Raw genomic sequence first — 15,164 nt, 5'->3', positions numbered from 1 at the left:
CAATGATTAAAATCCTATTAGTTGATGATCATGCCGTTGTAAGAATGGGTCTTACAATGCTGTTAAATTCTAATCCCGAAATGCAAGTGATTGGTGAAGCTTCAGAAGGTAATGAAGGCATAAAAAAAGCGATGAAGCTTAAACCAGATGTTGTTGTAATGGATTTAAGTATGCCTCATGGTAAGGATGGATTATCAGCGACATCTGAATTGAAAAAACTAATGCCAGATGTAAATATTCTAATTCTAACTATGCATAATGATGAGGAATACCTTTTTAGAGCCATTCAAGCCGGTGCGTCAGGCTGTATTCTAAAAACTGCACCACATGATGAGCTTATTGCTGCTATTGAGTCTGTCTCCTTAGGAAATGCTTACTTACACCCAGCTGCCACTAAACGATTAATGGAAGAATATTTAGGAAGCGTTAAGCATGACAGCCATGATACCTATCAACTATTATCCGATCGAGAAAAAGAAGTCCTTACGCTTGTTGCTAAAGGCTATGCAAACAAAGAAATAGCAGAACAGTTAGTTATTAGTGTAAAAACGGTAGAAACTCATAAAGGTAACCTTATGGAAAAACTCCAAATGAAGACAAGGCCGGAATTGGTGGAATATGCCATTAAAAAGGGGTTGCTAGGTTATGGAATATAAGGAGAATACCAGCGAATGACAGAATTAAGAGATATGCCAGCGGTTATGGAGGTTTGTGATCAGTTGCTGAAGGATGTGGGGTGTGACTTTGTTGCCCTTGCCCTCCAAAATGAAGTAGGTCCGGATGTTCGATGGCACTTTGCTTCAGGAAACGAAAATGATAAATATAAAAGAATAACCGTCCGTTTTGGAAAAGGAATCGCTGGAAAAATCATTTCAAGCGGCAGTCCAATGATGATAAGTGACTTTCCGAATGATATTTATGGAAAAGTAACAGATCATCCGATTATGCTTGCTGAAAAACTTGTCTCTTGTTATGCGGTCCCCTTATTCTTTAATGGCTCCCCTAAAGGGGTTTTATTAGTTGGGAAAAGACGTACATACACTTTCATAGACAATGAGCAGGAAATGGTGAAGGAGTCTGCTGAAACACTTGAGCAGATTTTAAAAGGACATATCTTAGGTGGAGGGGCGTAAGTCATGGACTTGGATAGACAGCTGCCTTTAAATGAGCTCACCAGCCTTGAATTGGAATTGAAAAAGTCGATTCAAGAATTGATGGATTTTAAGTTTGCTCTTGATGAATCCTCCATTGTAGCTATCACGGATGCAAGAGGAATCATTACATATGTAAATGAGCAATTTAGTCGAATTTCAAAATATCCTAAAGAAGAATTGGTAGGCCAGGATCATCGAATTTTGAATTCGGGACACCATTCTGAAGGGTTCTTTAAGGAAATGTGGAGAACGATTGGTTCAGGGAAAGTCTGGAAGGGTGAAATCCGTAACCGTGCCAAAGATGGGACCTACTATTGGGTGGATACTACGATGGTTCCATTTATAAATGATAAAGGGAAACCTTATCAATATTTAGCTATACGTTACGAAATAACGGAACGAAAACGAGTCGAACAAGAACTACAAAAAATGATGACGACCATAATTGATGTTCAAGAAGAAGAGCGAAAGCGCTTATCACGGAATTTACATGATGGCATTGGTCAAAATTTATACAGTCATCTTATTACCATCAATCGGTTACTTTCAGAAATGGATCATCCCTTGCTTTATCAAATGCAAACGGAAGCAACCCAATTGATTGAAGAGATTCGCGATATCTCTTGGGAATTACGTCCATCTGTATTGGATGACCTAGGACTCGTTCCTGCGATCCGCTCCTTCCTCGCTCGGTTTTCAGAGAACTATCATATTGACGTTTATTTTGAATGTATGTTAAATCGTCGTCTCGATATTAGTATTGAATTAACCATTTACCGAATCATTCAGGAAGCATTAACTAATATTCGAAAGTACGCAGACGTTTCCGAGGCGGCCGTCACCGTTAGAGAGTTTGATCATAGTGTGAGGGTGATGATTGAAGATAAAGGGAGAGGCTTTGAGGCAGGGACTGGGTCTCGTGGTGTTGGTCTTTTCAGTATGGATGAAAGAGCACGGGCTGTAGGCGGAGAACTTATTATTAACTCTTCACCAGGTAGGGGGACAAGGGTAATTCTAGAAGTCCCAACTAATCCTGCAATGGAACTAAAACCATAAAAATAGAACCAAGCCTTCGTGCCTGGTTCTATTTTTTCTATATTTTAAATGAACTTTTTAAGGATACAATTCGGTTAAAGACGAGTTTATCAACAGTAGTATGCTTAGGGTCTACATTGAAATATCCATGTCTAAAGAACTGGAATTTGTCATGTGGTCTGCTTTCACGCATGTTCGGCTCTACAAATCCCTGCAGTATCACTAGTGATTCCGGATTTACGTTATCGAGAAAGGTTTTTTCCACCTCGTCATTTTCCTCTTCTGTTTTATCGAGGATCAAAGGTTCGTATAAACGAAATTCAGATGGAACTGAATTGGTTGCTTCCACCCAATGAATGGTTCCCTTTACCTTTCGACCAGTAAAGCCAGTACCACTTTTGGTTAGTGGGTCATAGGTGCAACGCAGTTCAATGACTTCTCCGTTTATATCCTTGATAACTTCTTCACACTTAATAAAATAGGCATGTTTAAGTCGAACTTCATTACCAGGGAAGAGGCGGAAATATTTACTTGGCGGATTTTCCATGAAATCGTCTTTTTCAATGTAAATCTCTCTTGAAAATGGAATTTTCCGGATGCCCATTTCTGGAACCTCGGGATTAATCTCTGCATCAAGTAACTCGATTTGTCCTTCCGGATAATTCGTGATGACTACTTTTAATGGATTTAGAATCCCCATTGTCCGAGGAGCCTTTAACTTTAAGTCTTCTCTAACATAGTGTTCGAGCATTTGTGAATCAACAGCTCCAGAACCTTTCGATACACCCGTCTCACGGACAAAATTACGAATCGATTCAGGGGTAAATCCTTTGCGTCTCATTCCAGAAATAGTCGGCATCCGTGGGTCATCCCAGCCATCAACAAACCCTTCGTCTACGAGTTGTTTCAGCTTACGCTTGCTCATTACGGTATTAGTCACGTTTAAGCGGCCAAATTCAATTTGCTGCGGCGTACTGTCCATTTCGCATTTTTCCACAACCCAGTTATAAAGTGGACGTTGGTCTTCAAACTCAACTGTACAAATCGAATGGGTAACATCTTCAATCGCATCCTCTATAGGATGAGCGAAAGCATACATCGGATAGATACACCACTTATCGCCAGTGTTATGGTGTGTTGCACGAGCAATTCGATAAATGACAGGGTCGCGTAAATTGATATTAGGAGACTTCATGTCAATCTTAGCACGAAGAACTTTTTGTCCATTATCAAATTCTCCGTTCCGCATCCGTTCAAATAAATCAAGATTTTCCTCGACCGAACGATCCCGAAAAGGGCTCTCTTTACCAGGGGAGGTCAATGTGCCACGGTATTCACGAATTTCGTCAGCGGATAGGTCATCCACATAGGCAAGTCCTTTTTTTATTAATAGAACAGCGCGTTTGTACATTTCTTCAAAATAATCAGAAGCAAAGAACAAGTCATCCCATTCAAATCCCAGCCATTTTACATCTTCTTTTATGGAATTTACATATTCGATATCTTCCTTTAACGGATTGGTATCATCAAATCGTAAATTGGTTTTTCCGTTAAACTCATCAGCTAATCCAAAATTAATAATGATGGATTTAGCATGACCAATATGTAAATATCCATTTGGCTCTGGAGGGAAACGAGTGATAATTTTATCGTGTTTACCGGATTCCAAATCCTTAATCATAATATCTTTTATAAAATTAGAACCTAGATTGTCCACTCTATTCAACCTCTCTCTTCAATGTCTAAATTTAGGCGTCACCCGCTATGCAGTTACTATTCCTTTAAGACGCCCAAACAGCATTCGTAAATCTACTTATTTATAAATAACATAAATACTGATATTTTTCCATTGTTCCCATTTATTCATTGAAAAAATAAGTCTACAATGAAATTTTATCAAAAAATACGGCAAAAATCTAAAATTGGAAAAGGTAAGCTAAAAAGGCTACAATATATGCTTGAAGAAGTATGGGAAGGGGATTTAATATGATTAATTTAGGTACAGTCGGAACAGGGTGGATTACAGCATCCTTTATAGAGGCAGCAAAACTGAGCGGAGAACTAAATTTAACGGCAGTCTATTCAAGGACAGAAGATAAAGCAAAAGAGCTTGCCCATACATATAACGCAGCACACTATTTCACAGATCTAGATGAAATGGCAAAAAGCTCAGAGATTCAGGCTGTCTATATTGCTTCACCCAATTCAGTCCATTTTGAACAGGCACTTACTTTTTTAAAAAATAAAAAGCATGTTATTTGTGAAAAGCCGATATTTTCAAATCCAGCTGAACTGGAAAAAGCCTATCAAACTGCTGAGGAAAATGGTGTTTATTTATTTGAAGCCATTCGCAATATTCATACTCCAAACTTTCGTATATTAAAGGAAAAACTTCATATGGCAGGTAATCTAAGAAGTACCATGCTTCCATATATACAGTATTCTTCTAGATACGATTTGTTTTTAAGAGGTGAGAACCCAAATATCTTCTCTAGCACTTTTTCAGGCGGAGCCCTAGTAGATTTAGGAGTTTATCCGCTTTATTTAGCTGTGGGGCTATTCGGGGAACCAAAGAAGGTTAGCTATCATCCCGTGATCCTATCAAGCGGTATCGATGGCAGCGGTACGCTGGTGTTAGAGTATCAAGACTTTATCTGTACCATTCTATGTTCTAAGATATCTCATTCGGTTATGCCATGTGAAATTCATGGAGAAAGGGGAACCTTTGTCCTTGGTGATGCGGCTCCGATATCTGAAATCAAATTCATCGACAGTCACACGAAAGAGAGCGAAATCTTAAGTGTGACCCAAGAAGATAAAGACATGGTCTACGAATGCATAAATATCGCTAAAATTATTGAAACGAATGATGATAACCAGTATGAGAATTTAAAGAATATGAGTAAAATCGTACTAAGAATAACGGAAGAAGCTAGGAAACAGAACAATATTGTATTTGGAGTGGAACGTTAGAGTAATTGTAGATAGCTTTAATACTTGTTATTTGAATAATACCTGTAATCGAACAGGCTCAAGCATAATTCGTCTTGCCCTGTCTGAATGGTACCTGCATTGGTGACCACAATTTCGAATTCCCTTGGATATCGGTCACCAGGAGCACTCCTTGGTGACCACTAATTCGATTTCCTATGGATATCGGTCACCAAGAGCACTCTTTGGTGACCACAATTTCGATTTCCACTTGATTCCGGTCACCAAGAGCACACCTTGGTGACCACAATTTCGAATTCCCTTGGATATCGGTCACCAAGAGCACACCTTGGTGACCACAATTTCGATTTCCTATGGATATCGGTCACCAAGAGCACTCCTTGGTGACCACAAATTCGAATTCCCTTGGATATCGGTCACCAAGAGCACACCTTGGTGACCACAAATTCGAATTCCCTTGGATAGCGGTCACCAAGAGCACTCCTTAGTGACCACAATTTTGATTTTCCTTGTTTTCCGTTCACCAAGAGCCTCCTAGGTGACCACAAATTCGAATTCCCTTGGATATCGGTCACCAAGAGCACTCCTAGGTGACCACAAATTCGAATTCCCTTGGATAGCGGTCACCAAGAGCACTCCTAGGAGACTACAATTTCGATTTTCCTTGGATATCGGTCACCAAGAGCTTCCTTAGTGACCACAAATTCGAATTCCCTTGGATAGCGGTCACCAAGAGCACTCCTAGGTGACCACAATTTCGATTCCCACTTGACTCCGGTCACCAAGAATACTGCATTCAGACATCACAAGAGTAATCGACCTAGTCTGCTCCTAATCCGCCATCGGACAACGCATCAATTATGTCTGTTTTAAGTATAGGGTTGTGAAATCTTTATGAAAACGGCATTCTCGATGACTTTTATCACATCCCCAGTTTTACTTCGTTCCTTATATTTAGGGTGAAGAGATTGGAGGCATCGTGATGAAGTCAAAGAACTGGTATAAGAAACAGTTGAAAAGAAAGCCGGTTCAAATAACAAGATACGTTGTTCAAGCGGTATTCCTGTTGTTTTTACTATATGTCGGAGTTCGCTTTTATCATTTTTATATGCATTTTGAAACACTTGGAGAAACACCTTTTGTTGAGAGACCGTCTGCGGTTGAAGGATTCCTGCCAATCAGTGCCCTAATGGCATTAAAGGTATGGTTCGCTACTGGAGATTTTGATCTTATTCATCCTGCCGGACTTGTATTGCTAAGCTTTTTTGTTGGCGGCGCTATTCTTTTCAAAAGATCGTTTTGCAGCTGGATCTGTCCAATAGGAACAGTGAGTGAATGGATTGCAAGAATAGGAAAAAAGCTGTTTAAAAGGAATTTTGAAGTACCAACCTGGCTCGTTTGGCTGTTAACCCCTATAAAATATTTATTATTGCTTTTCTTTTTGGGGATGGTTATCGTTATGCCAACATATGGTGCCATTGCCTTTCTAAACGAACCATATAACAAAATATCTGATGTAAAAATGCTGACATTTTTTATTGATATCAGCGGTTTTGGTTTAGGTTTTCTTATCGTAATGTTTGTGCTTTCCTTATTCTTTAGAAACTTCTGGTGCCGCTTCCTCTGCCCTTACGGCGCCTTCATCGGGCTTGGTTCTATATTTAGAATTACCAAGGTTCGTAGAAATGAAGAGACGTGTACAAACTGTGAAATGTGTACGAAGGTTTGTCCATCCAGAGTAAAAGTACACAAGGTAGAAACAGTAAATCACTTAAACTGTACTGCTTGTATGGCCTGTGTAGAAGCATGTCCTGTGAAGGATACCTTGAATATGACAGTGGCAAATAAAAAGGTAAATAAATGGTTTATTCCGGTTTCATTCTTTGTTGTATTTTTCTTAATCGTTGGATTCGCAAAGATTACCGGACACTGGGAAACGATCATCAGCTATGAGGAATGGAAAATATTAATTCCTGAAGCAAAATATATAGATTAAGAAAAAGAGTAATCTGTTACCCAAACAGGTTACTCTTTTTTTATTCATAAACTTTTCAGATTATTTTCTAAAATAAAGTTGAAAAACCCAAACACGTCACATATAATAAAAATGTACATTTCCAAATAAACAATTTAATTTCCTATTTGGAAATCAAGGGAGGTAAACATCATAAAAAAGGCTAATATTCTCTTAAAGCTTGAAAAAAGTGGTGTGATTGCAGTTTTAAGATCAGACACAAAAGAAGAATCACTAAAAACGATTGATGCACTAGTAAATGGTGGAATTACCGGGTTAGAAGTAACCTTCACTACTCCACAAGCAGATGAAGTGATTCGTGAAACAGTATCAAAATATAAAGATAACTCTACTATTGTCACTGGTGCAGGAACTGTTCTTGACGCGATGACGGCAAGGATTGCGATCATGGCTGGAGCAGAATTTGTCGTAAGTCCAATGTTTGATTCAGAAATAGCGGAGATCTGTAACCTGTATCATATACCGTATTTGCCTGGCTGTATGACGATTACAGAAATGAAAACAGCACTTCGATCAGGTGTAGATATTATTAAACTATTCCCTGCGAGTACATATGAACCTGGTTTTGTGGATGCAGTAAAAGCCCCACTACCACAAGTTAATATTATGCCAACAGGTGGAGTTAACCTAGAAAACATGGAGCAGTGGCTATCTAAAGGCTGTGTAGCTGTTGGTGTAGGAGGAAATTTATTAGCCCCTGCTAAGACTGGAGATTTTGATCAAATTACCATACTGGCAAAACAATATATCGATAAATACCATGAGATAAAGATGGTGAATGAATGAGCAGCATCGTTACTTTTGGGGAAATCATGTTAAGGCTATCAACGTCTACCGGCACACATTTTGGCAATGCAGTAAGCTTTCAGGCTCATTATGGTGGAGCAGAAGCAAATGTTGCCGTAAATTTAGCAAATTTTGATCATGATGTTGCTTTTGCCAGTAAAGTTCCTGACAATGCTTTAGGATTTGCCGTAAAAAGGCATCTTCAAAAATATGGTGTTAAGACAAAAGAATTGCTTTTTGGAGGCAATCGTCTTGGAACCTATTATCTTGATAGTGGTGTAGGTGAACGTTCTTCAGCTGTTATTTACGACAGAGCTAATTCAAGCTTTGCTTCGGTACAGAAAATGGAATGGGATTTCGAACAGCTTTTTGAAAACGTAAACATTCTACATGTTTCGGGAATTACGCCATCACTTTCAGAAAAGTTAGCAGAAATTACGATGAACATGGTGAAAGAAGCAAAAAAGCGGGATATAAAGGTCAGCTTCGATATTAATTTCCGTTCTAAGCTTTGGAATCATGAGCAAGCCTCGAAGGTTATTTCAAACATATTGCCATATGTAGATTATTGTTCTGCAGGAAAAATGGATGCTATTTATTTGTTAGGTATTCCAGAAAATCTGTCAGGTCAAAACGATACAGACTATTACTATCAAAAGATGCATGAGAAATTTAGTAATATTCAAGTCTTTTATTCTACTAATCGTGAGGTTCATTCAGCAACCTCTAATACGTTACAAGGTACGCTTTGGAAAGACGGAAAAACCTATTTATCCAAGGTTCATAAGCTAGAACCGATCATCGACCGGGTAGGCGGTGGAGATTCGTTCTCAGCAGGGATTCTGCATGGTTTACTTACTGGTGCAGACCTCAACTATACTGTATCATTTGCAAACGCATACTCTAGCTTGAAACATACCATTTATGGTGATTGTAATCCATTTACGGTAAAAGAAGTAGAAAATTTAATGGAAAATGGCAGTGCAAAAATTAATCGATAATAGGAGTGAATAAAATGGAAACTCGTTATACACATAGTCCAGAAGATATTCGTCATTATTCAACAGAACAACTGCGCAAGGAATTTTTAGTAGAAAGTATTTTTGTACCAGGAGAAGTTAGATTAACGTATACACATAACGACAGGATGATCTTTGGTGGTGTTACACCTACAGATAAGCCATTAACAATTGAACTTTCTACTGAATTAGGAGTTACATATTTCTTAGAACGTCGTGAACTAGGTATTATTAATATTGGCGGACCTGGATCAATTGTTATCGAGGGCTCTGAAGAACCAATGAAAAAGCAAGACGGTTATTACATTGGAAAAGAAACAAAGGATATTCAGTTTAAATCAGAAGATCCGGCTAATCCAGCAAAATTCTATACCGTTTCTGTACCGGCTCATCATAAATACCCAAATGTAAGAATTAGTATTGATAATATTGAACCTATGGTGACAGGGGATTCATCAACTTTAAATCATCGTTCCATTTATCAATATATTCATCCGAACGTATGTCAAAGCTGTCAGCTTCAAATGGGATATACCATCCTAACACCAGGAAGTGCTTGGAACACAATGCCATGTCATACTCATGAACGCCGTATGGAAACATACCTTTATTTTGATATGAAAGAAGATACTCGAGTTTTCCATTTCATGGGCAAACCGGATGAAACAAAACATTTAGTAATCGCTAATGAGCAGGCTGCAATCTCTCCAAGCTGGTCAATCCATACTGGAGTTGGTTCAAGTGACTATACATTCATTTGGGCAATGTGCGGTGAAAACATTACTTATAATGATATGGACATGGTTCCAATGAAGGATTTAAAATAAATTTTTTCGAAATATCGTTTTAATGTAGTTCATTAAAAACATACGGAGGATTTAAAAAATGGCGTATGATTTACAACAATTTTCATTAGATTATTTTAAATTAGATGGTAAAGTGGCTATTGTGACCGGCGGCAATACAGGACTTGGACAAGGATTTGCGGTTGCGCTGGCAAAAGCAGGTGCGGACCTTTTTATCACTACCCATGGGAATAACTGGGGAGAAACGAAAGAATTAATCGAAAAAGAAGGACGTCGAGTAGAGTTTTTTCAAGGTGATTTAGCAAATAAGCAAGTTTCTAAAGATATCGTTTCTAAATGCTTAGAATCATATGGCAGAGTAGATATTTTGGTAAATAACGCAGGTACTATTCGCCGTTCACCATTACTGGAGTATAAGGAAGAAGATTGGGATGCAGTAATGGATATTAATCTAAATGCTGTTTACTTATTGAGCCAAGAAGCTGCCAAAGTAATGGTGGAACAAGGCAGCGGAAAAATCATTAATGTAGCTTCCATGCTCTCTTTTCAAGGCGGTAAATTTGTACCATCCTATACAGCCAGTAAACATGGTGTCGCTGGATTAACAAAAGCATTTGCGAATGAATTAGCGATAAAAGGTGTGCAAATTAATGCTATTGCACCTGGTTATGTTGAAACAAAAAATACAGCACCAATTCGTGAGGACGAAGTGCGTCATGCAGAAATTACTTCTCGTATTCCAGCTGGTCGCTGGGCAACTCCTGCTGATTTGCAAAGTGTAGTGGTCTTCCTTGCAAGCAAAGCATCTGATTACATGAATGGAGCCATTATTCCAGTCGATGGCGGCTGGTTAGTCCGCTAACGCAAAGGTCATTTATAGATTAAATTACTAAGAATATAGCTATCTTTATATAGCTATATTCTTTTCATTATCTGGGGAGGGAAAACCATTTGTACTACTCTACTATAGCGATCAATAATCGAAGAAAAGAGATTGCAAGCTTAGCAGCTAATAAAGCTCTTGAACTTCCTTTATTGCCAAGTGGATACTGGTTTCATAAAGATTTACGTGATAATTTTTATTACGCTATTCATTTATTTGCCTATTGTGTAGACAAGGAATTTGATTGTGATTGGAACGAGGAACAATCTAAGAATGCTAAAGAAATAGCTCTTACTATGATTCATAATGTATTATCACTTCAGGAGAAAAATCCTCAGAATCCGATGTATGGAAACTGGCCGTTAAATTTGGGTAACGACCCTTCCAAGGCAAAACCAAATTTCCTCCCAGTAGAATTGATGGGATGTTTACTTATATTGTTTTATAACAAATATCAGCATGAGTTGCCCACTGACGTAAAAAATGATTGCTATCAAGCTTTAACGCATATGTATGAAAGTAATGTTTATAAACAACCATTGACTTATATGTATCACCATGAAGCCAAACATACCTCTCTAAAATTATTACTCGGTGATTTCTTTCATAATAAGGAGCTAGTAGATCAGGGACACCAACTTGCAAAAAAACAATTAAATCATATAAGAGAATTTGGATTTAAAGAATATGGTGCGCTTCCGTGGTTCTGGCATTGGGTCCAATCCTTTACCTGTGTATGGGACGTCTTGGAGGATTTAGAAGTAAGAAGCACAATGAGTGAACTTCTTGATTATTTATGGAGGTTGCGAGCTGATTATTACTTAAAGGGAACCTGGGCAGGTCCGCATTCACGTCAGTGGCCTCATGATGCTCCGAAGGATAGAAATACTCTGTTTGATTATATTCAATTTGGTGATTTTCCTTTGCCAAATGATATTGTTAGATTGGAAGGATCTGCATTATTTACGTATGAGGTTTCTGAAGATATTGTTAAGAGTGTTACCAATCGTACACAACCGAATGAAATAAAACGAAAAATCAAATTTTCAAATGCTGATGGTATTGTGACAGAAAAAGCACATACATATGTGTTTATTACGCCTGAATACGCAGTTGGGGGTATCTGGGAAAGAATAAATGAATATGACAATGAACAGCAGCGCTGGGATATCACTCTGCCGTTAACTCAATCAGAAAGTGTGAATCAGGCGTTTTTCTTTCAACCGGGAGAAAAGTACGTCCCCGGTGATGACCGTCATTCAAGCTCTTTTGGAGAAGTGATGTATCATAAGGACACAGTTATTCAAGTTTGGAATATCCCTTCGGATGAAGAAGCGCATCCATTTATTAATGGTTGTCTCCCGAAAGGAGAGTGGAAATTTACTGAAAATAAAGGTTATGGTAAGGTTGGGGACACCTTTATTACATTTCAACTGATGAACGAGTTTAATTGGGAAGAAAAAAATGATAGAATTTCAATCATTAGCCCGATATCTTCCAATTGGAATGGGGTTATTATGGAGATAGTATCTGCTAAGGACGCTCTTGTATGGGGCATACATGATTTGGAAACATATATCACTGCTATGGAAGTAAAGAATAAATCTTGCTTTACTAGTGAGGGCTCTGTTAACAAAACAACCGTATCCTATATAACATGGAGAAATGATGTAATACAATTTAGTTTAGATAACAAGGGGAACAAGGACAGGGTGCTTAACGGTCACAGCATCTCATTTGTCGATTATCAAATCAATTAGATTACTTTATAATAAATTTTAGAGATGAAGGGAGGTCATAAGATGGAGAATGCAAAACAACCCTATGGTACTGTTCTAATAAAGGCTGCTAGTATCCTTGATTTTCTGTCAGCAAAGAAAGAACCACAAGCGTTAAATGTGATTGCACAGGAAACAGGATTAACAAGTTCAACTGCCTTGAAGATATTGGATACCCTTCTTCTAATTGGGTATGTGAAAAAACATCCAGAAACGAAAAAATTTGAGCTTGGCAGTGCCTTAATAAAATACGCAAACAAGTATCTTGCAAATCTGGACATTTCAAAAATCTCTTATCCTTATTTAAAAGAGTTGCAAAATAGTTTAGATGAAACGATACACTTAGGTATTTTAGAAGGCGATGAAATTCTAACAGTTAACAAGTTGGAAACGAATAAGCCAATTGTTTGTTTAAATTCTAGAATTGGTTTATCTAAGCCTCTTTATTGCTCTGCAATGGGGAAAGCGGTCCTTTCAGAAATGACGGAAAGTGAAATATTAGCTTATTTGAACCGGGTGGAACTAAAGGCTTTAACTGAAAGTACCATTACTGATTCGGAGACTTTATTTAAACAGCTAGAGGATGTAAAAAGAAATGGTTATGCAATCGATGATAGTGAAGGCGAAAAGGATGTTTATTGCCTGGGTGTATCACTGGTAATGAACAATCAAACATACGGCGCGTTTAGCGTGAGTGTGCCCTCCTATCGCATTTCACCAGCGGTAAAGGATGAAATCGTTACTGCCATACTGAAAACAAAAGAAAACATCTTGCGAGAATTACAGCAAAATTATGTGTTTATCTAAGTGAAAAGTAAGAATCTATTTTGGAGAATCTCTTTCAAAATAGATTCTTTTTGTTTATAGAAGATAAGCTACTTCCAGCCCATTTTTTCATATATATAATAAAAAATAAAATGGGGTAGTACGGATGTATAGAAGAAATACGGAACAGGAAAATTGGGTTACCTACCTTCTTTCCTTAACCAGAATGGTTTACCTTTTTCCAGCTGAAGTCAAAGAGATTGGCGGAAGTAAGTGGGGATACATTAATGACAAGGGGGCTTTTGTCCTTCCTCCAAATTATGAAATGGCTCGTGACTTTCAGGAAAATGGTTTAGCCATCGTTCAATTAAATAATCTTACAGGTATTATCAACAGTGACGGGTATTTTATAGTGAAACCAAAATATGATACAATTAGTCCTTTTTCAGAAGGACGGGCAACCGCTATCGACGATGAAGGCTTTAAGGTATTGGATGAAAGCGGGAAAGAAATTACCTCTAAGGCGTATTCCTTTATCGGCGATTACCAGGAAGGCAGAGCATTAGTTGCCAATACTAACGAGCATGGCGAATATTTATATGGTTATTTAAATAGAAGGGGCAATGAAGTCATTCCATTGTCCTATGAATCTGCTAGTGACTTTAAAGACGGAAAAGCTTTAGTAAAAATGAAAGAGGGCAGCTATGCTCTCATTGATCTTACAGGAAAAGTATTGAATTCCTACCCTTATTCTTTTGTCGACGATTATGGAGAAGGCATGCTGGCATTTCGTAAAAGTAATGATGGAAAATGGGGTTACATGGACGAATCAGGTAAAGTGCTCATTGAACCACAGTTTACCGGAACACAGCCGTTTGTTGAAGGGAAGGCAATTGTTAATGTAGATCATAATATTTACGGGCTTATTGATAAGCAGGGGAAATTTATTATTAAACCGCACTATAATAGTCTATTAAACCTAGAAGAAAATCGATATGCGCTTGGAAAAGCGAGCGATCCTGAACGACCTTATCTTTTTCCCAAATATGCAATAGCTGATTCTAACGGACAAATTTATACTGGTTTTATTTATAATGGAGTATCGAGTTTTAAGGATGGAATCGCCTCTGCCTATAATGACGAAATTACATTCTTTATCGATAAGCGTGGTCAGAGATTGGATCACCTTCCAAAGGTTAACGGCAGTGGTTTACTAACATTTGATAAATCGTTAATTAAAGGAGATATTGATCTCCGTATTCTCTATTTTGATAAAAAAGGAAAGTTAATTTGGAAGCAAAATACAATCATTCCTTTAAACGACCATTATTCTGTTATCGAAAATAAATATAAACCAAATAAGGATTATTTAGTTTATTATCCACAGATAAAGGGTGTTGAATCTCTGGAGAGCGTTAATCAGACTTTGAAGACTCTATCTGGAGTAAAGCCAATACCTCAACATACACAATTAGAATCAAGCTACGCAGGTGATTTCGACGTAAGTTTTTATAAAAATAACCTAGTAGTCATTGAGATAAATGGGTATGATTATCCTTTTGGTGCCGCCCATGGGATGCCTATAAAAAAATATGCCCATTTAGACCTCAAGTCAGGGAAATTTTATCAACTAAAAGACTTGTTTAAGCCAGGGGCAGATTATGTAAAAGAAATCAGTGAGATTATTGGCAAGCAAATCAAAAATGATGAGCAATATTCCTATGTTTTCCCGGAAACGTATAAAGGGATACAGGCAGACCAGCCCTTTTTTATTAGCGAAGAGGCGTTGAATATATATTTTGAGCCTTACGATATTGCCCCTTATGCTGCAGGCTTTCCAACCTTTACAATTCCCTTTAATGAAATAAGTGATATCATCAATCAAGCTGGAGACTTTTGGCGTTCCTTTCATTAATTGACAACACCAGTGCAGCGATATATTTTTAACATA

The 15,164-nt window shown here is 37.9% G+C and carries 13 protein-coding genes; 12 read left to right on the top strand and 1 reads right to left on the bottom strand.

The genetic code is table 11. From position 1 onward, the window contains the following. Window positions 1-2: 2 nt before the first annotated feature. The 3 genes from TR08_RS29520 to TR08_RS29510 are packed head-to-tail and all read left to right on the top strand — an operon-like array spanning window position 3 to window position 2,210. Window positions 3-656: a response regulator gene (locus TR08_RS29520; protein ID WP_045524493.1), complete on the top strand. Its 654-nt coding sequence runs from the start codon at window positions 3-5 to the stop codon at window positions 654-656. A 15-nt stretch (window positions 657-671) separates the two neighbouring features. Next, on the top strand, window positions 672-1,133 hold the full coding sequence (locus TR08_RS29515; protein ID WP_045524491.1) for a GAF domain-containing protein: 462 nt from the start codon (window positions 672-674) through the stop codon (window positions 1,131-1,133). Window positions 1,134-1,136: 3 nt separating this feature from the next. Beyond that, window positions 1,137-2,210: a sensor histidine kinase gene (locus TR08_RS29510; RefSeq protein WP_045524489.1), complete on the top strand. Its 1,074-nt coding sequence runs from the start codon at window positions 1,137-1,139 to the stop codon at window positions 2,208-2,210. A gap of 37 nt (window positions 2,211-2,247) precedes the next feature. Here TR08_RS29510 and TR08_RS29505 read toward each other — a convergent pair whose 3' ends face one another. Continuing rightward, entirely contained in the window at window positions 2,248-3,906 is a 1,659-nt protein-coding gene (locus tag TR08_RS29505; protein WP_045524487.1) for a glutamine--tRNA ligase/YqeY domain fusion protein, read from the bottom strand. Window positions 3,907-4,178: 272 nt separating this feature from the next. Between TR08_RS29505 and TR08_RS29500 the strand changes: the two genes are divergently transcribed. From TR08_RS29500 to TR08_RS29460, 9 genes are all read left to right on the top strand, one after another. After that, complete coding sequence (locus TR08_RS29500) at window positions 4,179-5,162, top strand: Gfo/Idh/MocA family protein (protein WP_193747889.1); 984 nt, start codon at window positions 4,179-4,181, stop codon at window positions 5,160-5,162. A gap of 961 nt (window positions 5,163-6,123) precedes the next feature. Continuing rightward, window positions 6,124-7,137 carry a 4Fe-4S binding protein gene (locus tag TR08_RS29495; protein WP_045524483.1) on the top strand — a complete coding sequence of 338 codons (1,014 nt, stop codon included), beginning with the start codon at window positions 6,124-6,126 and terminating at the stop codon, window positions 7,135-7,137. 171 nt (window positions 7,138-7,308) lie between these two features. Beyond that, on the top strand, window positions 7,309-7,962 hold the full coding sequence (locus TR08_RS29490; protein WP_045524481.1) for a bifunctional 4-hydroxy-2-oxoglutarate aldolase/2-dehydro-3-deoxy-phosphogluconate aldolase: 654 nt from the start codon (window positions 7,309-7,311) through the stop codon (window positions 7,960-7,962). Then, entirely contained in the window at window positions 7,959-8,963 is a 1,005-nt protein-coding gene (locus tag TR08_RS29485) for a sugar kinase (protein WP_045524478.1), read from the top strand. The genes TR08_RS29490 and TR08_RS29485 overlap by 4 nt, the downstream gene beginning before the upstream one ends. 14 nt (window positions 8,964-8,977) lie before the next feature. Continuing rightward, window positions 8,978-9,808: a 5-dehydro-4-deoxy-D-glucuronate isomerase gene (gene kduI / locus TR08_RS29480; RefSeq protein ID WP_193747881.1), complete on the top strand. Its 831-nt coding sequence runs from the start codon at window positions 8,978-8,980 to the stop codon at window positions 9,806-9,808. A gap of 58 nt (window positions 9,809-9,866) precedes the next feature. Next, window positions 9,867-10,649 carry a 2-dehydro-3-deoxy-D-gluconate 5-dehydrogenase KduD gene (gene kduD / locus TR08_RS29475; RefSeq protein ID WP_045524474.1) on the top strand — a complete coding sequence of 261 codons (783 nt, stop codon included), beginning with the start codon at window positions 9,867-9,869 and terminating at the stop codon, window positions 10,647-10,649. Window positions 10,650-10,738: 89 nt separating this feature from the next. After that, on the top strand, window positions 10,739-12,430 hold the full coding sequence (locus TR08_RS29470; protein WP_238579281.1) for a hypothetical protein: 1,692 nt from the start codon (window positions 10,739-10,741) through the stop codon (window positions 12,428-12,430). Window positions 12,431-12,472: 42 nt separating this feature from the next. Next, window positions 12,473-13,255 (top strand): IclR family transcriptional regulator, encoded by a 783-nt coding sequence (locus TR08_RS29465; RefSeq protein WP_045524472.1) that lies wholly within the window; start codon window positions 12,473-12,475, stop codon window positions 13,253-13,255. 124 nt (window positions 13,256-13,379) lie between these two features. After that, window positions 13,380-15,128, top strand: coding sequence for a WG repeat-containing protein (locus TR08_RS29460; protein WP_238579280.1), 1,749 nt, complete (start codon window positions 13,380-13,382; stop codon window positions 15,126-15,128). The last annotated feature ends 36 nt before the right edge of the window (window positions 15,129-15,164 follow it).

Origin of the sequence: Neobacillus niacini, assembly GCF_000759675.1 — a bacterium.
Classification (GTDB): Bacteria; Bacillota; Bacilli; order Bacillales; family Cytobacillaceae; genus Neobacillus; species Neobacillus niacini_A.
Note: the sequence above shows the minus strand (reverse complement) of the source record. Positions and strands in the feature narration are given on the sequence as shown.